Source organism: Humibacter ginsengiterrae, assembly GCF_054780115.1.
In genome coordinates, this window is the sequence record NZ_BAAGWY010000014.1 from 75,440 (window position 1) to 96,773 (window position 21,334).

Genomic DNA, 21,334 nt, shown 5'->3' on the forward strand with positions numbered 1-21,334 from the left:
CCGACAGAACCCCCACCGACAGAACAGAGGACGCGCCAGACATGGCCGACACTGCACTCGTTCCACCCACCGACGGCATCCGGTTGCCCGAACGCACGGGATCCGTCTCCAACACCACCGACATGGCATCCCGAGCGGATGCCCGCACCTCCCGGTTCCGCACCCTCGGCCTGGTGGTCGTGTTCGTCACGCAGCTCATGCTCGTGGTCGACGCGAGCATCGTGAACGTGGCGCTGCCCGACATCCAGAAAGCGCTTGGGTTCACTCCCGTCGGCCTGTCGTGGGTGGTCACCGCCTACGCGCTCGCGTTCGCCGGCCTCATGCTGCTCAGCGGCAAGGTCGGCTCGATGATCGGAGCGAAGCGAGCACTCATCATCGGCACGCTCGTGTTCATCATCGCGTCCGCCGCCGGCGGCCTCGCCCCGACCGCCGAGATCCTGGTTGCCGCTCGAGTGGTGCAGGGAATCGGTGCGGCGATCGCGGCACCGAGCACGCTCGTGCTGATCATGGCCAGCACCACGCCGGGAAAGCAGCGCAACCGCGCGCTGTCGCTCTTCGTTCTCGCCTCCGGCAGCGGCGGCGCCATCGGGCTCATCCTCGGCGGCGTGCTCACCACCGGGTTCGGCTGGGAGTGGGTGATGTTCGTGAACGTGCCGGTGGGCATCCTCATCGTCGTCGGCGCACTGCTGTTCCTGCGCGAGACGGATCGCGAACGCGCCCGCCTCGACGTGGGCGGCGCGGTCGCTTCGACGCTCGGCATGGTCGCGCTGATCTACGGGTTCACGACCGCCGCCAGCGCGGGCTGGACCGACCCGGTCGCCCTCATCGCATTCGGCGTGGCGCTGGTGTCGCTGCTCGCGCTGCTGCTGATCGAGCGCAGGCACCACAGCCCCGTCGTGCCGCTGCAGCTGTTCCGCGGGCCGCGCAACGTGGCCCCGCTGGTGGCGATGCTGCTCGTGCCGGCCGGCATGTTCGCGTTCTTCTACTTCATCACGCTGTTCACCCAGCAGGTGCTGCGCTTCAGCCCGCTCGCCACCGGCCTGTCGCTGCTGCCGTTCGTCGTGACGCTCGTCACGGTGAGCCAGCTGGTTCCGCGATTCCTCCCGCGCATCGGCGAGTGGATCGTCGGCGCCATCGGGCTCGGGATGCTCGCAGCCGGCCTGCTCTGGCTCAGCACCCTGGACTCCCACGATTCGTTCCTCACGGGCATCCTCGGTCCGATCCTCGTGATGGGCGTCGGCGCCGGTATGACGTTCGCGCCGATCACCGCGGTCGTGATGGACCGGGCGCCGGAGGAGCACGTGAGTGCGGCATCCAGCGTGCTGCAGGCGATGCAGCAGCTCGGCGGATCGATCGGCGTCGCAGCACTCACCACCGTGTTCGTCTCGGTCACGGCGATGAGCGGCGAGGCGGGTGGCGTGGCGGCGGCCGTACTCGGAGGCGCGGTGTTCGTGCTCATCGCGTTCGTGCTCTTCGCCCTCTGGGGCAGCCGGGTGCGGCAGGAGTCGTCCGACGAGGATGCGCCGGCGGTCGCTCCGCACTGACGACCGAGCCGAGAGTCGAGCGAGTCTGCTCGCTTGACCGAGGCGACGGAGTCAGCCGAGCGCGCAGCGCGAACACTGACGACCAGGGCCTCCGGCTCGCCAGTCGGAACCGCTATACAGATCGGCATCCGCTACAGCAATTTCGTGTAGCGGGTGCCGATCGTTGTAGCGCTCGCGTACGGCGGGTAGCGGGCACAAGCCCCGTGTGACGATCGGTACCCCGAGGCGGGAATACACCTGCGGCGTATGTGTTTGCATAGAGCGCAGGCAGCGTCGCCGTGTTCCCTTTTCGTCAGAGGCTGAACGCGAGCGGTGTATCCGCGCGCTCGGAAAGCCTCACGTTCCTCGAGGAGACCCGTGTCACTGACACTTGCGTCCGACCGCATCGCCGAGACCAGCACCCCGATCCATCCCGTGCTCACCGAGCGCTTCAGCCCTCGAGCGTTCGACGCCAGCGAGCCGATCGACGAGACCAAGCTGACCGCCGCCCTCGAGGCCGCCCGCTGGTCACCCTCCGCGGCCAACACCCAACCGTGGCGATTCATCGTGGCCCGGCGAGGCACGCCGGCGTTCGACAGCATCGTCGCCAATCTGATGGGCTTCAACCAGTTCTGGGCGGTCAACGCGGGGGCGCTCGTCGTCGGACTGGCCGCTCGCGCGACGGAGGACGGCCAGCCTCTTCGCTGGGCTCAGTACGACCTCGGCCAGTCGCTGGCGCACTTCAGCGTGCAGGCGCACGCCGACGGGCTGCACGTGCACCAGATGGGCGGATTCGCCGCCGGCGAGCTGCGCGAGGCGTTCGAGGTCGACGAGCGCTTCGACCTCGTCAGCGTGACGGCCGTCGGAGTTCTGGGCGACGTCGACGACCTTCCGGAGAACACCCGCGAGCGTGAGCGCGCACCCCGTACGCGGCTGCCGCTGGATGAGTTGCTGCTCGTCAACGCGTAAAGGCGGGTGACGACAGGAGCTGCAACGACCACATTCAGGTCGCAGTTTTCGTCGGTATGAAGGCGCCTTTCCGACAGAAACTGCGACCTGAATGATGTCGAGCCGGCCGGTCGAGCGGCGGGAAGCTCACTCCCCGCCGAGCACCCGCTCCGCGAACGCGGCGACGTGCTCGCGCAGCGACTCGATGCGCTCCGCCCGCGCGGCCTCGACGTCGTATCCCTGATACGGAGCCGGATGCCTGCGGCGCACGTTCGCCGAGCACTCGAAGTTCTCGCAGACGAGGGTGCCCACGGTGTCGCCGTTGCGTCCGGCCTTGCCCGCACGCTTGGCGCCGTAGAACACCACGTCGTTCGGCAGGTGCACATCCTCGCACCAGGAGCACTGGGACTTGCGACGGCTGCGGGCATCCGCTCGCTTCAGGAGGATGCCTACGGGTGCGTCTTCGAGTCGCACGACGACGTAGGCGAGGCCGTCGTACTTGCGGTCACGCCAGCCGAGGTAGTCGATGGCGTCCCAGTCCAGGTCGGCGAAATCGGCGGGCAGGGTGAGATTGTTGCGTTCGCGGAGAGTGGCGTTGACGAAGCACGCGCGGATCTCCCGCTCGGTCACGGGAAGCATGGGTATTCCTGTCGGATTCGTGGTCGGCCGTGCGGCCGGGATTCGTTGAAGAGTGGCGGTTTGACCGCTCGGGCGGCGCCGTGCACCGCATGTACCTAAGCGCGCGGCCGGAGTAAGGCATCCGGTCGGCGCAGGTCGTTATCTGCCGCCGGCGCGGACGCCGGCGACCTCCTCACGCCCGGCGGGCGCCACGAAATCCAGGGAATGCATCCGGCCACTCTACCCGCCGGCCACCGACACCCCCGCCCCAAGAGTTGCGGGCCCAAAGTGTCGTTACCTGAGCGAGTAGCGGCATCCCGGGACCGCAAGTCGCGTTGGTGCGGCTCTCCGTGAAATTGCGGGCCGAAGGTGTCGCTAGTTCAGCGGTTAGCGGCATCCCGGGACCGCAATTTCGAAAGCTCACGCGGCAGAGCCAGGCCGGAGGACGCACGCGGCGCTGCGACCGCGTCCAGGCACGTAGCGCCGCCTCGCGAAGGTCGGCGACGCGACACGCCGACATCCGTCGAAAAACTCTTACGAAGTGCTCGCTCCACTCTTCCGTCGCCCCCGGCCGCGGGAATAAGGTGTCGCCCAGACTTTGTCGATTGACGCTGGGGGAGCGTGGACATGGCGAAACGGAATGCGGGGAGTGGTCGCTCGGTGACCCGGCGCACGGTCATACTGGCCGGTGCGCCGCAGTACGCGGGTGTCGCGATGGCGACGAGCGTCGTGCCGGCGGTTGCGCAGGCATCCGTTCCGGCGCGCGAGCTGTATGCGGATGCCGTCGGCCACCACTTCGAGGCGGCCAGCGAGTACGGCAGCTACGATCTCACCCTCGCATCCGTTGAGGAACTGACCAGCGGTTCGGCGCACACCGAAACCCGCTTCGGCCTGATGTTCACGGCGTCTTCGACGCCGCCACCCGCCGGCGTCTATCGCCTCACCGAGATCACGTCGTGCGCGGTTCCGGATGCCCAGCTCTTCATCGCGGGATCCGCACGTTCGCGTCGCGCGGCTCGTCGTCGCTCGTCGAGCATCACCGGCCGACGCCCGTGATCGCCGCCGACGACCTGCGCTACCGTCCCGCGATCGCCACCGACGGCCCGGCGCTTTTCAGGCTCTTCCAGCAGGTGCACACCTCCGAGATTGCAACGCTCTCCGTCGATGCGGCGACGCGGGCGGCACTCGCCAGCATGCAATACGTCGAGGAGCGGGTGCGTTTCAGTGCGGAGTTCCCGGATGCCGTCGACGTCGCCATCGAGTACCAGGCCCGGCTCTGCGGACGCATGCTGACCGTGATGCGCGATGGAGGCGTCCAGCTCATTCAGCTCGGCGTACTCCTCGAGCACCGGGGGCAGGGCATCGGCACACTGGCCATGCGGCGCCTCGCCCACATCGCCGAGGAGCACGGATGCCCGATCTGGCTCCGCGCGGACTCCGCCAGTGCGGACTGCCGCGGCTTTCTCGAACGGGTGGGCTTCAGCGTGACCGGCCGCGGCGGTCGGCTCCTGGTGGAGCCGACGCGCGCCGTCGTCGCCGCGTAGGGCGTATCGGTCCAGTTCGCACACGGCCGTCTCACGAGACAGCCCAGGCTCGTCGCGAAACTGCACAGGACCCCCGAGACAGCGGGTATTACCCATCGTGTCGGGGCGGGCGTGCAGCCTCGCGACTCCGCGGCTGGGACACCGAGCCCGGCTAGTCGACCGGCGAAACCTCGAGGTGCTCGCCGTCGGCAGCGAGGTCGACGAGCACCGTGCTGCCGTCGCGCACGCGTCCCTCCAGCAGTGCCGTCGCGAGGCGGTCGTCGATCTCGTGCTGCATCAGGCGACGCAACGGACGCGCCCCGTAGATCGGATCGTAGCCGCGCTCGGAGAGCCAGGCACGGGCATCCGGAGTCACGCCGAGCTCGAGCCGCCGCTCGTGCAGGCGCGCCTGCAGCCGGTCGATGTAGAGCGACACGATCTCGCCGAGCTCCTCCTCGCTGAGCGCGGAGAACACGACGATGTCGTCGAGCCGGTTCACGAACTCGGGCTTGAACGCCTGCCGCACCAGCGCCTGCACCTGCTCCTCCTTCTCGTGCCACGACAGCGTCGGGTCGATCAGGATCGCGGAACCCAGGTTCGAGGTGAGGATGAGGATGGTGTTGCGGAAGTCGACCGTGCGGCCTTGACCGTCTGTCAGGCGTCCGTCGTCGAGCACCTGCAAGAGGATGTCGAACACCTCCGGGTGCGCCTTCTCGACCTCGTCGAGCAGGATGACGCTGTACGGGCGACGGCGCACCGCCTCGGTCAGCTGCCCGCCCTGCTCGTAACCGACATAGCCGGGAGGGGCGCCGACGAGACGGGAAACGGTGTGCTTCTCGCCGTACTCGCTCATGTCGATGCGCACCATGGCGTGCTCGTCGTCGAACAAGAACTCGGCGAGCGCCTTCGCCAGCTCGGTCTTGCCCACGCCGGTGGGCCCGAGGAACAGGAACGAACCGGTCGGCCGGTTCGGGTCGCTGATTCCGGCGCGGGAGCGGCGCACGGCATCCGCGACCGCGTGCACGGCACGCTTCTGGCCGATGAGGCGGCGGCCGAGCTCGCTCTCCAGGTTCAGCAGCTTCTCGGTCTCGCCCTGCATGAGGCGCCCGACCGGGATGCCCGTCCACGCCGCGATCACCGCCGCGATGTCTTCTTCGGTGACCTGCTCGTTCACCATGCGCGGCTCATCCGGCGCGCTCTCCGCCTTCTCGGCCTCGTCGAGGTCGCGCTGCAGCTGCTTGATGGTCTCGTACTCGAGCTTGGACGCCTTCGCGTAGTTCGCCTCGCGCAACGCCAGATCGCGCTGGGTGATGGCCTCGTCGAGCTTCTTCTTGAGCTCTCCGACGCGGTTGAGCCCCATGCGCTCGCGCTCCCAGCGCTCCTCGAGCTGGGCGAGCTCGCGCTCGTGCTCCACGAGGTCTTCGCGCAGCTTCGCGAGACGCTCCTTGGATGCCTCGTCCTTCTCCTTCTTGAGCGCCAGCTCCTCAAGCTTCATGCGGTCCACCTGGCGCTTGAGCTGGTCGATCTCCACCGGAGAGGAGTCGATCTCCATCTTGAGGCGGCTCATCGCCTCGTCGATGAGGTCGATCGCCTTGTCTGGCAGCTGTCGCGCCGTGATGTAGCGGTTCGAGAGAGCGGCCGCAGCGACCAGCGCGGCATCCGAGATGGTCACGCCGTGGTGAGCCTCATAGCGACCCTTCAACCCGCGCAGAATGGCGACCGTGTCTTCGACGCTCGGCTCACCCACGTACACCTGCTGGAAGCGGCGCTCGAGTGCGGCATCCTTCTCGATGTACTCGCGGTACTCGTCGAGGGTCGTCGCACCGATCAGGCGCAACTCGCCACGCGCGAGCATGGGCTTGAGCATGTTGGACGCCGCCACCGACCCCTCGCCGCCGCCTGCGCCCATGAGCAGGTGAAGCTCGTCGACGAACGTGATGACCTCGCCGTTCGACTCGTCGATCTCCTTGAGCACGCTCTTCAGCCGCTCTTCGAACTGGCCGCGGTACATGGCGCCGGCCACGAGAGCGGAGATGTCGAGCGAGACGAGGCGCTTGTTCTTCAACGACTCGGCGACGTCGCCCGCGACGATGCGCTGGGCAAGGCCCTCGACCACCGCCGTTTTGCCGACGCCGGGCTCGCCGATCAGCACCGGGTTGTTCTTGGTACGTCTGGTCAGCACCTGGCTGACGCGACGGATCTCGGAGTCGCGACCGATCACCGGGTCGAGCTTGCCCGCCTTGGCCAGCGCGGTGAGGTCCACTCCGTACTGTTCGAGCGCGCTCTTCTGCTCCTCCTGGCTGGAGGGCGCGCCCTGCATGTTCGCCATCTACTTCTCCCTTTATGGTGGCGCGGCATCCGTCAAGTCGCATCGAGTCGTCTGAGCACGATTCTGCGCCGAGCGGATGCCCGTACAAACTTGAGTCTATATGGCTCAACTTTGCTGAATCGAGAGATATTCCTATTCACTATTGGCCACTCGCACGAGGCCGACCATGTGCTTGTAGCGGGCTCTGGTCGCGAAGTCGTTCCAAGACCAGAGCGCGGGCCCGCCCTCTTCCGCGCAAAGGTGGAGGAGCCGAGCGCCGGCGACGATCGCGACATGTGCGCCCCAGGCGCTGTGCGTGTCGTTGAACAGCACCAGATCAAGGTCCTGGGCATCGTTGCGTTCGGGGTGTGAAAGGCTCTCGTCTTCCCAGAGCTGGCTGGAACGGTGTGGGGGTACGCGGCGATCGAAGAGCTCCAAGACGGCGTACGCGTACCGCTGGCAGTTTGCTCCGGCATCCATCTCATCCAACGCGGATGCTTGCGGATGCGCTTCGTAGCGGTACGGCGCGGACGTCGCCCAGGAGGGCCAGCCGCCAGTCGGCCGAAGCCACTGGTCGAGATCCCGCGCTTCCACCCGACGATTCCAACACACGCGCCCGACCCGGGGAGGGCGCCCTCTAGCGGGGCGCCGCGCGGACGATCACGAGGGAACCGTTGTACGACGGCTCCTGCCTCAGCGCGCCGTGTTTCGCGTCCCACGCGCCGGTTCTCAGATCTGCGGCGAGGTGGTCCGTGTAGGAGTGGGCCAGGCTGCCGTCGATGAAGCTCCACGCCGAACAAGACTGTCTGGCCTCCGGAATGAGGAGCTTTTCGGGTCGGCCGTAGTAGGCCTCGTTGAAGCCGTCTGTGCAGTCCAATGGGATCGGTACCGGCTGGACTGCCGCCGTCCCGCCGAGGCCGGTCCGCAGGGTAGCGATCGCTGGGTACCTCTGGTGTTCGGTGGCGATCACCGCTGGTGCGTACTCGGTGAGCCAGAACCGGTGCAGCAGGCCGGGGTCGCACGTGAGCACCACCACTGGACCACCCGTGACCCGCCTCATCTCACGCAGGCCGGCCGCAAGATCCCGCCACTGGTGCACGGATAAAGTCGTCATCGCAGCATCGAACGAGTTGTCTGGGAACGGAAGATTCTCGGCTGTCGCATCGATGGCGGCCGAGAGGCGCGCGGGCCGCTGAGCGCGCATGCTTGCGGATGGTTCCACCGCGGTCACGTCGCGATCGACTGGTTCGTAGCCGCCAGCACCCGCGCCGGCATTGAGAACGGTCTCGGCATCGCCCAGCGCATCCAGGACGAACCTAGCGATCCGGGGATCAGGGACGCGAAACAAGCTGTACTTCGATCCGATGCGTCCGTAGTCCGCATCCCCTGCGCTCCCGTCGGACGAGCGCGCACGATACGTCTCCGACACGGCTCAATCCTCGCACCCAACGGACGTGAATCCGCCGGACCGCAGGCCGCGGAACCTCTGCAGCTTTCCGGAACTTGAGCATCCGCTGGGTCATGACGGGGGGACGAGCGCATGCTGGAAGGGTGAACGCGATGACGCAAAGGGCGCTGCGCACCACGACAGACCGGGCTGGGTCCTGGAAAGCCGCGTGGCGCTCGATCGTCGAGTCGCCGAGCCACCGGGCGGTGCACGATCTGCACCTGGCCGCGGAGCGCGGCGACGGCGCACGCGTCGCATCGTTGCTGGCGCCGAACGTCGCCGTCGTGGTCGATGCAGGCGACGACGAGCATCCGCACGCGCATATCGTGCGAGGTGTCGACGATGCGGCGACGGTGCTGATGCGGGGCCTTGCGGCCCGGCCTGGGCTCGTCGTCCTCGAGAGGCCCGTCAACGACCAGCCCGGACTGATCCTTCAGCGGGACGGCGAGCCGATCGCCGTCATGACGGTCGACTTCATCGCTCAGTGCGCGGTCGTGCTGTGGATCAGGCTGCGCCCGGCGAAACTGCGGCACTGGAACCACGTGTAGAGCGGCACGCAGCCGAGCTCACGTCGCGGCGCCGAAGTCGTCCCAGGTCAGGTGCTCTCACTCAGGCATTATGTCGCTCACTGGTTCTCCTGGCGCGCACCGCATCGTTCGGCGACTCGGCTCAGCCCGAGTAGCTCCCGAAGAGACGCAGCTCGGCGATGTTGATCCAGTTGTTGTTCGCGATTCTCAGGTATCGGTATGCGGTGACCGCGGTGCCGTCGGGCCGCGCCCAGGTCTGCCAGGAGAGAGTGCCGACGGCGTTGCTCGTCACCGGCGTCCAGGTCGACAGGTCGTTGGAACCTTCGATGCGGAGACCGGATGCTCGGTTGAGTCCGTTCGCATCCTGCCGAACGAGTAGCTCGGCGTGGTCGAGGCTAATGCTGTGACCCGCGCCGGCGTCCAGGATCTCGGCGTACTGCCCGCTCGCCGGTCCGATGTCGGAGAACGTGGAGGCATTGCCGTCGAACATGTTCGCGACGTACTTCTGGTTAGCCGTGTCGGGCTGACCGGTCGCCGTCACCGGCATGAACAGGCTGCCCGGGTCGGCGATCAGCCCGGCGTTCGAGGTGAGGAACACACCGGATGCGTCGGTCGTGCGGGTCAGAGCCTGACGCGGCTCCCCGTTCGGGCCGGCGTACGTGACGCGAAACGGGAGCAAGCGGCCGGGTGCGGCATCCGATGCCTCCTTCAAGGAAGCGTGCCAGGAGGTACCGCTTCCCGTGACGGTCGCCGAATGTCCGTCGATCGTCGACTCGACATCGGTGATCGCTTCGGAGGTCGTGAAATCGAGGTTCACGGTGTCTCCGCCGACCGCGATGCCGGGCTCAGCATCCGTCGAGCCGAGATGCGCAGCGGTCACGGAGTCGAGCGGCGGGGCCACTCGGGCGCCGAAGAGACGCAGCTCGGCGATGTTGATCCAATTGTTGTTCGCGATCTTGAGGTAGCGGTACGCCACCGGCGACGTGCCAGGACGGAGCGCGAGGGTCTGCCAGTCCAGCGTTCCTCTGGCGTTGTTCGTGATGGTGGTCCAGGTCGACTGGTCGTTGGATCCCTGGATGCTCAGCCCGCTCGCCCGGCTCGTGCCGTTGTTGTCCTGCCGCACGAGCAGCTCAGCGCGGGAGAGCGCGACGGATCCTCCGTCGCCGAAGTCGAGCGTGATGTAGTACTGCCCGTTCACCGGCCCCACATCGGAGAACGTCGACGCGTTGTCGTCGAACATCTTCGCGACGTACGCCTCCTTCGACACCTCGACATCGCCGGTCGGCGACACGGGCGTGCTGATGCCCGGCACGTTCGAGATCAGCCCTGACGAGTTCGAGAGGAAGAGTTTCGAACCGTCGGTCGTAGCGACGAGCGGATCCGCTTTCCGCCCGTCGGCCGTGGTGTATCCGATGGAGAAGGCGGCCGGCTGCCCCGAGGCGATCGTGTCCGGCAGCACGGCCGTCGCCTTCCAGCCCGTGCCCGATCCGGCGATGGTTGCAGTCTGTCCTGCGATCGTGCCGGCGACATCCGTGATCGGCTCTGTGCTCGTGAACGCGAGGGTTACCGTGTCGCCGTTGCTCGCGATCCCGGGTTCGGCGTTGGTCGACGTGATCGTCGCGCTCGCGATGCGATCGACGGCCTCCTGGCGGGCCCCGTGGATGTGGAACTCCGCTAGGTCGAAGATGCCGGGAAAGTTCGGGTCGGTGGGCACTCCCGGGTCATCGACCTGCACCTTGAGGAAGCGGAAAGCGGTGTCGGTCAGCCCGGATGCGACAGGTAGCGTCTCCAGCTCATTCGTGTTCGTCGTCTCCTTGGTGGTGAGCTTCGTCCAGGTGACGTCGTCGTTCGATCCGTACACGTTGGCACCTTGCGAGCGATTACCGAACGTCTGTCGCGCCTGCAGGTCGAACGCCGTCGTCTTCACCCGGTAACCGCGACCGAAGTCGACGGTGAAGGAGTTGACGTGCAAGTCACCTGGGAAGGTGTAGTTGTCGTCGTCGGTCAGGTAGCCAAAGGTTCCGGCGGGCAGGGTCGAGCTGGTGATGCCCACGTAAGCCAGGGTGCCGTCGGCGGAGACAGGGTTCAGCAGCTGCAGCCCGGCGACCGCCTTCTGGATGTTCGCCAGCGCGGTCGCGAAGTCCGCGTCACTGTCGGTCGTCAGCCCTGACTTCGCGTCGGCCACGGCTGAATCGAACGCCGGCTTGGTGTCGCTGGTGTAGGTCTCGGCGGCGTGATATCCGGTCTCGGCGAGCGCGATGGCATCCGCACGGTTCTTCGCGATGGCCAGCGTGACCTTCAGCGCGGTCATCGTGGTTCCGTCGTCCGCCTGCACGATCATGGTGTGGTCGCCCACATCGCCGCTCGCCGGGCGCCACTGAAGCTCACCGCTGGACGACCCGACGCTTACTCCTGTCGGCGCACCCGAAACGGTGTAGGCCACCACGTCGCCTGCTCCCGAATCCTTGGCGGCGAGACCGACGTCCATCGGAACACCGGCGATTCCGACCAGTGTGACGCTTGCTCCCTGCGGGAACAGCGGCGGCGTCACACCTGGAGCCGCGTTCGGGACGACGTAGTCGAGGTCGATGTGACCGCTCGCGCCGGTGAACGTGTAGTAGACGATGTTGTTTCCGCCGGACTGCCAGCCGGGCACCACGCTCGAGTCCATGTCGTAGGTGACCATCCGCCACCGGCCGCCGGTGTCGGGCACCGTGAGCGTCTGATACGCGGTCGCGCCCATGCGACTGCGCACTTGCAGGGTGGACACGGCGTTCGTGCGCACGCGGATCGCGACCGGGCTGTAGCCGGAGAGCGAGCCGTACTGCATGGTGCGAACGGCAAGGGTCGTACCCTTCTTGTCGACGCGAGCGCTCAGAATCTTCTCGCCGCCGTCGGAGGTCGTCTTGACGCTGCCGCTGATGAGGGATGCCTTCTGCACGAACGACACGTTCTTGTTTGGTTTCGGCACGGTCTGGCCCTTCGCCGCAGCCGGGATGGAGAGCCAGTAGTCGTCGCCGGTGAGCGTTCCGCCCCAGAAGCTCTGCAGCCCGTCGGAGCCGATCTTGGTGCCGATCTCGTTGACGTTGAAGTTGTAATAGAGGGCGCCGTCGCGCTGCTGGAACTGCTGTGCGACGTAGGGCGCGACCTTCGCGACATCGACGTGCTCGTCGTATCGATAGATGCTGTACACCTCGTTGAGCGTGTCACTCCAACGGCCGCGATACGCCTCGGCCAGCCTGCCGCCCTGCTGAGTGATGTCGATCCACGGGATCTTGTAGCCGTCCATGAAGCCGAAGAACGCGTTCGTGCCTGCCAGCAGCCGGTCGCCCAGGAACCGGTAGGGGTCGACGGCATAGCTCGCCGTCGAGACGGTGCCCGCCTTCGGATCGAGCTTCGTGCCCTGGGTGTTCACGAGCCGGGCGAGTGTGGTCAGCGTGAGCACATCGTCTCCCGCGTGCGCCTGATCACGTCCCATCTCCAGGTCGTTGACGAAGGAGTAGCCGTACGGGTTGCGCGGGTCGTTCTTGTCGATAAGCCGATACATCGAGCCGAGCGCGCCGTTGACATCCTGATCGGGAGCGGTCGAGTTCATGGTGAACCACTCCACGGCCTGGTCGTACCTCGCCTTGTTGTCGGTGAAGATGTAGCTGGCCATCGCGCCCTCGAGAGGGAGAATCCCCTGGTTCATGTACCAGGCGTTGCCGTAGTCCATCGTGTTCACCATCGGGACCGCGAAGTTGTTCGTGAAGTCGGCGGTGTCTTGATCGGTCCAGGCCAGCGGGTACCCGTCGGTGCTGGGCACAACAGAGGTGTAACGGAGCAGCTCGGCTGCGGCCATGATGCGGTAGACGAAGGGGCCCGTCTTGATCTCGGCGTCCGCGAAGAACTTGTAGCCGGCCGGATCCATGTGGCTCCAGATGCGGATGATCTTCATCGCGTTCTCGCGGTAGACCGGGTCACCCGTCAGGTAATAGAGGATCGCCTGGGTGTACGCGCCCTCGGAGTCCGCGCCCAGCCTGTTGCTCTCGTCGACGCTGTTGAACTCGCTCTCGGCGGGAACGCCTTCGCCTGAGCCCTGGTTCGCGGAGGTCAGAGTGGTGCTCGCGTACTTCGTGGCGAGCATCCCCTGGTAGTAGCTCGTCCACGGGTCGGCGCCGGCGATGAGCTCGTCCCGTGTGGTTGCGAGGCTCGCGGCGTCGACGCCGACACCCGGGTGCACGAATCCCGCGGTCGTCGTCTTGTCGATGGTCACCATCTTGGTCACCGCAGGGGCCGTACCGCTCGTGGTCCCAGCGGCGGCCAGCGCCGCCTGCGCCGGCACGAGGCCGGCCGCGATCACAGCGGTGGCCGCTGCGGCGGCCGCCCATCCTCCTCGGCGTCTACCCAACCCGAACATTCGTCTTTTTCCTCCGTTGCAGATTTCGCGGTACTTCGTCGTGGTGCGTGATGCTGGGGGCAGGCGTCCGCCGCGGGTCGATGGATCGATGGGACCGGCCGCGCGAGTTCAGTCGCTGAGGTAGAGAACCACTGTGCTCCGCGGCGGCACGGGAATCCCGCTGGCCAGGGCGACGTGGTCCTTGTCGCCGTGGAACCCTCCGGGCGGGGGCGTCAGCAGGCTGCCGGTGCCCGCTCCGGTCTGCTTCAGGGTGAACGTCTGGTTTTCTGTGGTGTTCATCGCAACCAGGTACCGGCCGTACTTCAGCTGGTAGTACGGGGCGATGCCGACGAGGGCCTCTTCGACCCCGAGCTCGGTGGAACCCAGCGCGGGGTGGGCGTCCGCCGGGATGATCGCCAGCGGAAGCACCTCCCCCGCGTAGGCCTGGTGCACGGTGTCCCCGGGCGGGGTGATGCCGCCCTCGGGGAAGTTCGAGCCGCCGTTGCTGTCGTTGATCGTGTAGTCCTGGTTCACCCAGTCCTGCACCGTGAAGGTGCTCGAGCTGAGCTGACCACCGGTCTTCTCCCGCACGGTGGCCGACTGCTGGGACGACGGGGTGATCAGGTGCACGCGACCCCAGTCGTTCACGCCCTGCCGCGCTCGCCAGTACAGCGAGGCGAAGAACAGTTCCTGCCCGTGCTTCACGGCGAGCACGCCGTCGACCTCATCCGTGAAGGCGAAGTCCGGAGCGTCCCAGTTCACGGGCATCCGCTCACTGGATGCCGCGAGCCGGCGGAATGCAGGCAGGTCGCGTGCCAGCATGCGCGTGGCGTTCAGCTGCACCCGATTGCCGGTGTTCGTGAACATCAGGCTCAGCTGCGGTGCGAACTGCCCATCGTCGAACATCTCCTGCGTCCACCCGTTGAGCTTCGGGTCGTCGAAGGCCGCCGCTGCCATGACGGGGCTGCAGTCCCAGACGGTGCGCGATGCGTAGATGACGATGCCGGGGTACTGCTCGTTGCGCCAGCCGACAACCGTCTCGAGGCGGGAGACCCGGTATCCGTCGGCATCCGCGTCGAACTGCCGGAAGTAGCCGCGCGCCTGCACCATCTTGACCATCTGCTCGCGCACTTCGGGCGCCTCGACGGCCTGGTATCCGCGGGTTATCGACTCGTACATCATCACGAGCCAGTCGGTGACCTCGCCGTAGCTGCCGACGTAGCCCAGCTCGCGAGTGAGTCCCTTCGGGGTGACGACGTAGTAGTCGGTCCCGAGTGGCTTCGTACGCGTACCGTCCGGCAGTTCCGGGCCGTACCAGGGTTTCAGGCCGATGCTCTCGTAGACCCATTCGCGGGCACGCGACTCCGGCCACGCATCCTTGGGTGAGATCAGGGACAGGCCACGATTGCATTGGTAGATGCCGATCGCCGTGATCTGCGCCTGGTTGGAGTAGTGGCGCATGTTCTGCTTCCAGTAGTCGCGGCTGGAGAGCAGCATGTCGGTGTACGCGACGCGACGGCTCGGCTCGCCGGATGGCGCTGGCGGTGTGCCGTCGATCTGCTGCATCGTGACGTCGTCGAACCAGGCGGTTCCGGTGCCATCGACGCGCAGGTCGATGCGCACCTTCGTGGCTCCGGACGGAACCGCCAGGCTGGCCGTCAGCTGCTGCCAGTCGTGCGTGCCGGTCGCACCGTAGAACTTCTGATCGGACTTCACGATCTGTCCGGCGTCGTTGTAGAACAGGATGTCCAGGTACGGCCCGAGTCCCGAGACGGCGTCGGTTCTGCACCACACGGCGAAGGCGTACGTACCGGTGCCGACCAGCGGCCGGCCGGCGATGGTGACGCCGACGGCACTGCCCGTCGCGCCGTTCGCGTTCGCGGTGATCTTGAGGGATGAGTTGCCGGAGTGCGCGACGGCCGAGTCGGCGCTCACCGTGCCCGAGCCTCGCCACCTGGATGTCGTCCATCCGGCTGTGCCGAGTTCGAAGCCGGGATTCGCGACGGTGGTCGGGCCGGTGGTGACGGTCTTGTCGAGCTCGTCCTGGATGTCCTCCCACAGGTACGCGAGCACGAGGCCCACCCTGCCGAAGCCCTGCCACTGCTGATCGGACCCCGTGAGCACGATGGGATCGGCCTTCCAGGCGTTGTAGCGGCTGTCGATCGCCGCGCAGATCGCCGTGAGCGCGTCCGGGTTCTGGTAGGCGGGGCTGGCCTTCCAGTCGTAGCCCTCGGCGAGCATGTTGAAACCCCAGGCGTCCGCACCGTACGCCCCGCCACCGTAGATGAGTGCGTTGTGCTCGGCGAGCACCTGGGTGGTCAGCTTCGCGATCGCAGCGTCGTCCTCGTTCGGCCGATTCTTGGTGGCCGGCGCCGCACCGAGCACGTCGGATGCCGGCGGCAAGAAGTATGGGTCGGTGTGGGTGTACACGCGGTAGACCGGGCGGGACGGCTCCGTCTGCTTGTAGAAGTAGGTGTCGGTGGTGCCGCCGTAGTCCCAGATGCGGCCCATGGACCGGATCTCGAGTTGCAGACTCGTCTTGCCCTTGGTGTAGCTCTCGGGGAGCGGGAGGGTGTGGAAGAAGAACCGGCCCGGGCTGCGCGGGTCGGTACCGAGCTGATCGAGGTTGTCGACCGGGCTCTCGTCGTACCATCCGACAGATTTGCCGTCGACGAAGAGCTGGAGGCGCCAGTTGTGCGATTCATCGGCCTTGTCGGAGACGTCGCCGCCCCACAGCTTCACGGTCAGGTATGTCGTGTGGATGGGATCGACCCTGACGGTGAAGACCGCTGAGCCGCCCCACCAGTTTGGGGTGCTCTGCGGGTTGAACACGCGGGCGGGCTGGGACAGCGCCCCGGTGACCACGTCGGAGAGCGTGCCGCTCAACGCATGAGCGTTCTCGGAGGCCGCATCGCCGAAGACGACAGTGTCGAGCGGTGCGCGCAGCGCCGGCCTAGTCGTGCTCGCACTCGCCGAACGCCCGGTGCTCGCCGCTGACGCCGGCGCGGGTGCCCAGGTGAAGGGGCTTGTCGCCGCCACCCCGGCGGTGGCCGCAGCAACCGCCAGCACGCTCCGCCGACTGATCTCTTTGCTCATGTCTTCTTCCGTTCACTTCATCGTGGGGCCGGAAAAACGCGCGGCCGGGCTACTTCTGGCTCTTCAGGTAGGCGTTCACCTGCTTCTTCATCTCGTTCTGCAACGTGCTCAAGCCGGCGGAGTCGGCGGCGGACTTGAGCTTGTCGAGCTGGCTGTCGACATCCACCACGCCGTAGTAGAGCGGATTCGCGTACTGGGTGATCACGTTGTTCATGGATGCTGCGGCCTGCTTGACCGGGGTGACGTTCGGGATGAAGGATGCGAGCGTCGCCTTGGTGAAGTTGCCGTAGTCCTGTGCCCAGTCGAAGACCTTGGACTCGGATTCCGTCATGAACGACGAACGGCGCTCGAGCTTGGTGCGCCACAACAGCGAGAAGCCGGGGAAGGCGTATGTGCTCAGCTGCTTCACCCCATCGGATCCGACGGGCTCCCAGTCCGTGCCCTTGATGCCGTACTCGAGCAGATCGTGGTTCTCCTGTACCGACAGGTAGTCCTGGAGGGCAAGCGCTCGTTCGACGTTGCCGCCGTTGGCATTCACCACCACGAGGTTGTCGGCCTGGAAGGTCTGAAGCGGCTTGGCCGAGGTCAACGGGCCGCCGAAGGGCAGCACCTCCTCGAGGTCCGCGTTCGGCACCGCCTTGCGTAGTCCGACGAGCGCGTTGCTCGCCGTGCCGTCGGTGATCGCCCATGCGCCCGCGAACTTGCCGGCCTGGAACTGGGCGTTGATGGTCGCGCTGTCGGCGTTGAGCCCGTTCGCGTTGATGATGCCGTCTTGGTAGTACTTGCGGATGCGGCGCAGCGTCTCGACGACGCGCTCGTTCTCCCAGAACGGCACGGGGTCCGCGGAGCCGGCGGCGAGGTCCTTCTCGTTCATGCTGAAGTAGAGGCCGGAACCGGCGAACAGCGTGTTGAAGTACGTCGTCGGATCCGCCCAGCCGCTCTGGTCGAAGAGACCGACCGGACCCTGCGGACCGATCGCGAGCTCGAACGTCTGGTTCGACGAGACCGCGAACGGCGTGATGCCCGACTCCTTCTGCTTGACGTCGTAGAAGAACTTCTCGAGCGTGCCGTAGTCCTGGATCGTGTCGAAGCCGAGCTTGTCCGCGAGATCCTTGCGGATGCTGAAGTGCTGAACGCGCCCGGCGCTGTTCACCTGGGGGATGCCCCAGAGGTGGCCGCTCCACTTGTTCGACGCGATCAGTTCCGGCGCGAGCTGCTTCGACAGGTTGGGCCACTTCGAGATCTCTTTCGTGAGATCCACCAGCGACTTGTCCTGCTGCAGCTGCGCCATGTTCAGCCAGAGCGCCTGCAGTGCGGTGTCGAACTTCGCACCAGCGGTGAACTTGAGCAGCGACTGCTGGGCGTAGTTGGTCCAGTTGATGAACTGCGCGTCGAGCTCGAAGCCGTGCTCCTTCTTCAGCCCGGCATTGAACTTCGCGAGCACGGTCTTCCAGTTGCTCGGTGCCGTGCTGGGCAGAATCGCGAGTGACGTTCCGCTGAGGCTTCCCGAGGAGCCGGTGCTGCTGCATCCGGCCAGGGTTCCCGTCAGGCCGAGGCCGATCGCAGCGGCGCCGCCCAGGGCGAGAAAGCCGCGACGGCTGATTGTCGTGGACATATCCGTGTACTCCTTTGTGAACAGATTGCGAGGGAGAGTTGGCGTCAGCCCTTGGTGGCGCCGAGGGTGAGGCCCTTGACGAAGAACCGCTGTGCGAAGGGATAGGCGAACAGGATGGGCGCGATCGTCATGACGGTCATGGCGAAGCGGAGCTGGTAGACGGGCGCTGCAGCCTGTGCTGCGGATGCACCGGGTAGCGAAGCGGCGTTGGTCACGTTCGAGATCAGGTTCTGCAGGATCAGCTGCAGCGGGAACTTGTCCGGGTCCGAGATGAACAGCAGCGCCATGAACCACTCGTTCCAGTACGTGACGGCGTAGAACAGGCCGAGCACCGCGAGGATCGGTTTGGAGAGCGGGATGACGATCTGGAAGAAGATGCGCAGCTCGCCCGCTCCGTCGATCCGGGCCGAGTCGAGGATCTCCTCGGGCAGCTGCCGGAAGAAGCTGACGGCCACGAAGATGAGGAACGGCGCGAGCATGACCGGCAGGATCACCGAGAACCAGCTGTTGGAGAGGTTCAGCACCTGCGTGACCAGCAGATACAGCGGCACCAGCCCGCCGGTGAACAGCATCGGGATGTAGGCGAAGACCGTCAGCGGCCTGCTGATGCGCGGCAACCGGCGCGCGATGACCCAAGCGAGCGATGCGGTGCACGACAGTGACAGCGCCGTTCCCACGATGGTGATGAACAGGGATGCGACGTAGCCGTTGACCAGCGATTGTCCCGTGAACAAAAGCTGATAGGCGGCCAGCGAGAAGGGTGCGGGCCAGAAGCTGTAGCCGTTCGCCGCCAGTACGGATTCGTCGGTGAACGAGCCGGCCAGGATCATCCAAAGCGGAACGAGGCAGAACAGACCGAAGATCGACACGCAGACGTAGCTGACGATTGTGAACGGCTCGAATTTCGCGCGGGAGCGTCGCCGTGGCGCTTTACCGGCCGGCTGGATCTCCGCGAGCACGGTCTCCGCATCGATGTCGGTGATGGTCTGCGTTCGACCGGATGCGATGAGGCTCACAGGATGCTGCTTTCCTTGTCGACCCGGCGCTGCACGAGCACCGCGGCGGAGACGAAGACGAACCCGACGACGGACTGGAAGAGCCCGATCGCGGCGGTGGTGCCGAAGTCGCCGACGGTTCGGAGCGAACGGAACACGTAGGTGTCGATGACGTCGGTGGTGGGGAAGAGCGTGCCGTTGTCGCCGACGATCGCGTAGATCGTCGCGAAGTCGCCGAAGAAGATGCGGCCGACGCCGAGCACGATGAGGATGCCCATGGTGGGCAGCAGGAGCGGGGTCGTCACCGATCGCGCCATGCGTGCCCGGCTGGCGCCGTCGATCGATGCCGCCTCGTAGACCTCTTCGGGGATCGAGGTGATCGCAGCGAGGAAGATGACCGAGGTGTAGCCGCCGAGTTGCCAGACCTTGACGATCGTGAGGATCCACGGCCACGCGCCTGGCTCCGTGTACCAGTTCACCTGCGGCAGATCGAAGACGTTCAGCATGTTGTTGACCATGCCGCCACGACCGCCGACACCGGCCAGCACGGCCTGCAGGATGATGCTGATCACGATCGGTGAGACGAAGTACGGGAAGAAGATGATCGACTGCCCGAACCGTCTGGTGAAGTGACCCTTGATCTCGTTCAGCATCAACGCGAGCAGCAGGCCCGCCGCGAGCGACGCCGCCAGGAACAACGCGTTCAGGAAGATCGTGTTGATGACGATGCGCGGGGCGTCACCGCTGGAGAAGAAGTACGCGAAGTTCTGCAGGCCGTTCCACGGGCTCCCGAAGATGCCGTCGCTGACGTTGAAGTCTTTGAAGGCGACGACGAGCCCGGCCATCGGGCCGTACGCGAAGACGGCGAACCAGATGACGCCCGGAAGGGCCAGCAGGAGCAGGCCCAGAGTGCCGCGGCTCGTCGGCTTTCGCCGCCGCCGAACGGCGATGGCGCCGCGTGGTGCGGCGACTGCGGTGCCTCGTTGCACGGTGGCTCCTCTGAGAGTCTCGGGTTTCAGTTCGCTATGGAACTAGTTTCACAAACGCGAAGCTAGACCACGTCCTGGCCCGTGTCAAGCGGCTGACCCGACCCGTTACACCGGGAGAACCGGCCGGCACGCCACGCGAGCCTGTCACCGTTCACGCTCTGCGCAGATCGCCGAGTACGATCCCGACCATGTCCACTCCAGGCGAATCGCCACGCTCGCGACGGGGCGGATCGCGCGGCCCGGCCCGGGTGGGCAGCGCGAACCTCCGCGATGTCGCCGCACGTGCCGGCGTCTCACCGGCGACCGCATCGCGGGTGTTCGGCGGAAGCAGCAACGTGCACGCCGACACTCGTGCTCGCGTGCTCGCCGCGGCCGACGAGCTCGGCTACGTCGTCAACGGGCTTGCGAGGGCCATGACCGGCAGAGGTCCAGGGACCATCGCTTTCGTGGTGCGCTCGATGATCGGCCCGACCTTCGCGTCCCTGGCTGCCGGCGCGGAGAGCGTCGCCACGGCGAACGGGCACCTGCTCCTGATCTCGACGACAGAGGGCGACCTCGACCGCGAACGCGAGTTGATCACGACGCTCAGGGAGCAACGCGCCCGCGCCGTGCTCTATGTCGGCTCGACCGAGTCCGACACCGCTTTCGATTCCCGTGTCGCCGGTTACGCAAAAGATCTCGCAGACGTGGATGCCTCGCTCGTGCTGTGCGGACGCCCTCCCATCGCAGGCGCACCGGGCATCCTCAGCGTCGACTACGACCATCGGGCCGGCGTCGGGTCGGCTGTTGACGAGCTCGTCAGCTTCGGCCATACGCGGATCGGATACATCGGCGAAGGCAAGGGCATGACCACCGCGGAGCAGCGCCTCGACGGATTCCGTAAGGCGATGAAGCGCAACGGGCTGAGGCATCCACGGGAACTCATGCACGAGTCCGCGAACACCGAGGAGGCCGGGGAGGCCGCCGCCCGGGAATTGCTGTCGTCGGATGCCCACCCCACCGCGGTGGTCGCGATGACCGACAACATCGCGGTCGGCACCTACCGCGCAGCGCGAGCGCTCGGACTGCGCATTCCTGAAGACATCTCGATCGTCGGGTTCGACGATGTGCCCATCGTCGGCGACCTCACTCCGGGGCTGACGACCGTGCATCCGCCGTTCTACGAGGTGGGTGTGCGCGGCGCGCGCATCGCACTCGGTCTCGACGCGCCGGAGAACGTGCTGCTGCCGACCCATCTGGTTCGGCGCGGCTCGGCAGGCCCGGCGGCGAAGAGCTGACGCGCGACCCCTTCGGGCTTCTTGACATCGGTTGCATTCGATCTCGTTTGTAACTAGTTTCAGAGCGGCGGCGACTTCCGCCGTGAGATC

At 66.4% G+C, this 21,334-nt stretch carries 15 protein-coding genes; 6 read left to right on the forward strand and 9 right to left on the reverse strand.

The window, feature by feature from the left end; genetic code table 11:
* The first annotated feature begins 41 nt into the window (after positions 1-41).
* Positions 42-1,544, forward strand: coding sequence for an MFS transporter (locus tag ACYVII_RS15405; RefSeq protein WP_460536668.1), 1,503 nt, complete (start codon positions 42-44; stop codon positions 1,542-1,544).
* A 357-nt stretch (positions 1,545-1,901) separates the two neighbouring features.
* Positions 1,902-2,492, forward strand: coding sequence for a nitroreductase family protein (locus tag ACYVII_RS15410; protein WP_460536670.1), 591 nt, complete (start codon positions 1,902-1,904; stop codon positions 2,490-2,492).
* A 126-nt stretch (positions 2,493-2,618) separates the two neighbouring features.
* Here the strand turns inward: ACYVII_RS15410 and ACYVII_RS15415 are convergent, their stop codons facing one another.
* On the reverse strand, positions 2,619-3,110 hold the full coding sequence (locus tag ACYVII_RS15415; RefSeq protein WP_460536672.1) for an FBP domain-containing protein: 492 nt from the start codon (positions 3,108-3,110) through the stop codon (positions 2,619-2,621).
* A gap of 606 nt (positions 3,111-3,716) precedes the next feature.
* Between ACYVII_RS15415 and ACYVII_RS15420 the strand changes: the two genes are divergently transcribed.
* Positions 3,717-4,145 (forward strand): hypothetical protein, encoded by a 429-nt coding sequence (locus ACYVII_RS15420; protein WP_460536674.1) that lies wholly within the window; start codon positions 3,717-3,719, stop codon positions 4,143-4,145.
* Positions 4,142-4,633, forward strand: a complete 492-nt coding sequence (locus ACYVII_RS15425; RefSeq protein WP_460536676.1) for a GNAT family N-acetyltransferase — start codon at positions 4,142-4,144, stop codon at positions 4,631-4,633. Before ACYVII_RS15420 ends, ACYVII_RS15425 begins: the two co-directional genes overlap by 4 nt.
* A 151-nt stretch (positions 4,634-4,784) precedes the next feature.
* On the opposite strand, the gene ACYVII_RS15430 is transcribed toward ACYVII_RS15425, so the two are convergent.
* From ACYVII_RS15430 to ACYVII_RS15440, 3 genes are all read right to left on the reverse strand, one after another.
* Positions 4,785-6,941 (reverse strand): ATP-dependent Clp protease ATP-binding subunit, encoded by a 2,157-nt coding sequence (locus ACYVII_RS15430; RefSeq protein WP_460536678.1) that lies wholly within the window; start codon positions 6,939-6,941, stop codon positions 4,785-4,787.
* Positions 6,942-7,073: 132 nt separating this feature from the next.
* Positions 7,074-7,514, reverse strand: a complete 441-nt coding sequence (locus tag ACYVII_RS15435; RefSeq protein ID WP_460536681.1) for a hydrolase — start codon at positions 7,512-7,514, stop codon at positions 7,074-7,076.
* A 43-nt stretch (positions 7,515-7,557) separates the two neighbouring features.
* Positions 7,558-8,349 carry a class I SAM-dependent methyltransferase gene (locus ACYVII_RS15440; protein ID WP_460536683.1) on the reverse strand — a complete coding sequence of 264 codons (792 nt, stop codon included), beginning with the start codon at positions 8,347-8,349 and terminating at the stop codon, positions 7,558-7,560.
* Between the two features lie 131 nt (positions 8,350-8,480).
* Here ACYVII_RS15440 and ACYVII_RS15445 point away from each other — a divergent pair, with 131 nt between their 5' ends.
* Positions 8,481-8,915 (forward strand): sigma-70 family RNA polymerase sigma factor family protein, encoded by a 435-nt coding sequence (locus ACYVII_RS15445; protein WP_460536685.1) that lies wholly within the window; start codon positions 8,481-8,483, stop codon positions 8,913-8,915.
* A 121-nt stretch (positions 8,916-9,036) separates the two neighbouring features.
* On the opposite strand, the gene ACYVII_RS15450 is transcribed toward ACYVII_RS15445, so the two are convergent.
* The 5 genes from ACYVII_RS15450 to ACYVII_RS15470 all read right to left on the reverse strand — a co-directional run bounded on the left by ACYVII_RS15450 (position 9,037) and on the right by ACYVII_RS15470 (position 19,967).
* On the reverse strand, positions 9,037-13,293 hold the full coding sequence (locus tag ACYVII_RS15450; RefSeq protein WP_460536687.1) for a discoidin domain-containing protein: 4,257 nt from the start codon (positions 13,291-13,293) through the stop codon (positions 9,037-9,039).
* A 108-nt stretch (positions 13,294-13,401) separates the two neighbouring features.
* Positions 13,402-16,368 carry a carbohydrate binding domain-containing protein gene (locus tag ACYVII_RS15455; RefSeq protein WP_460536689.1) on the reverse strand — a complete coding sequence of 989 codons (2,967 nt, stop codon included), beginning with the start codon at positions 16,366-16,368 and terminating at the stop codon, positions 13,402-13,404.
* Positions 16,369-16,417: 49 nt separating this feature from the next.
* Positions 16,418-17,983: a type 2 periplasmic-binding domain-containing protein gene (locus tag ACYVII_RS15460; protein WP_460536691.1), complete on the reverse strand. Its 1,566-nt coding sequence runs from the start codon at positions 17,981-17,983 to the stop codon at positions 16,418-16,420.
* Between the two features lie 44 nt (positions 17,984-18,027).
* Entirely contained in the window at positions 18,028-18,999 is a 972-nt protein-coding gene (locus tag ACYVII_RS15465; RefSeq protein ID WP_460536693.1) for a carbohydrate ABC transporter permease, read from the reverse strand.
* The gene (locus ACYVII_RS15470) at positions 18,996-19,967 is read right to left on the reverse strand and encodes an ABC transporter permease subunit (RefSeq protein ID WP_460536695.1); all 972 of its coding nucleotides are present in this window, start codon (positions 19,965-19,967) and stop codon (positions 18,996-18,998) included. The genes ACYVII_RS15465 and ACYVII_RS15470 overlap by 4 nt, the downstream gene beginning before the upstream one ends.
* A 188-nt stretch (positions 19,968-20,155) precedes the next feature.
* On the opposite strand from ACYVII_RS15470, the gene ACYVII_RS15475 reads away from it, so the two are divergent.
* Positions 20,156-21,244 carry a LacI family DNA-binding transcriptional regulator gene (locus ACYVII_RS15475; RefSeq protein ID WP_460536697.1) on the forward strand — a complete coding sequence of 363 codons (1,089 nt, stop codon included), beginning with the start codon at positions 20,156-20,158 and terminating at the stop codon, positions 21,242-21,244.
* The last annotated feature ends 90 nt before the right edge of the window (positions 21,245-21,334 follow it).

Coding starts and splice junctions, on each gene's coding strand:
- ACYVII_RS15460 (WP_460536691.1), bottom strand. CDS start 17,983: ATGTCCACGACAATCAGCCGTCGCGGCTTTCTCGCCCTGGGCGGCGCC.
- ACYVII_RS15450 (WP_460536687.1), bottom strand. CDS start 13,293: ATGTTCGGGTTGGGTAGACGCCGAGGAGGATGGGCGGCCGCCGCAGCG.
- ACYVII_RS15415 (WP_460536672.1), bottom strand. CDS start 3,110: ATGCTTCCCGTGACCGAGCGGGAGATCCGCGCGTGCTTCGTCAACGCC.
- ACYVII_RS15475 (WP_460536697.1), top strand. CDS start 20,156: ATGTCCACTCCAGGCGAATCGCCACGCTCGCGACGGGGCGGATCGCGC.
- ACYVII_RS15430 (WP_460536678.1), bottom strand. CDS start 6,941: ATGGCGAACATGCAGGGCGCGCCCTCCAGCCAGGAGGAGCAGAAGAGC.
- ACYVII_RS15420 (WP_460536674.1), top strand. CDS start 3,717: ATGGCGAAACGGAATGCGGGGAGTGGTCGCTCGGTGACCCGGCGCACG.
- ACYVII_RS15445 (WP_460536685.1), top strand. CDS start 8,481: ATGACGCAAAGGGCGCTGCGCACCACGACAGACCGGGCTGGGTCCTGG.
- ACYVII_RS15455 (WP_460536689.1), bottom strand. CDS start 16,368: ATGAGCAAAGAGATCAGTCGGCGGAGCGTGCTGGCGGTTGCTGCGGCC.
- ACYVII_RS15405 (WP_460536668.1), top strand. CDS start 42: ATGGCCGACACTGCACTCGTTCCACCCACCGACGGCATCCGGTTGCCC.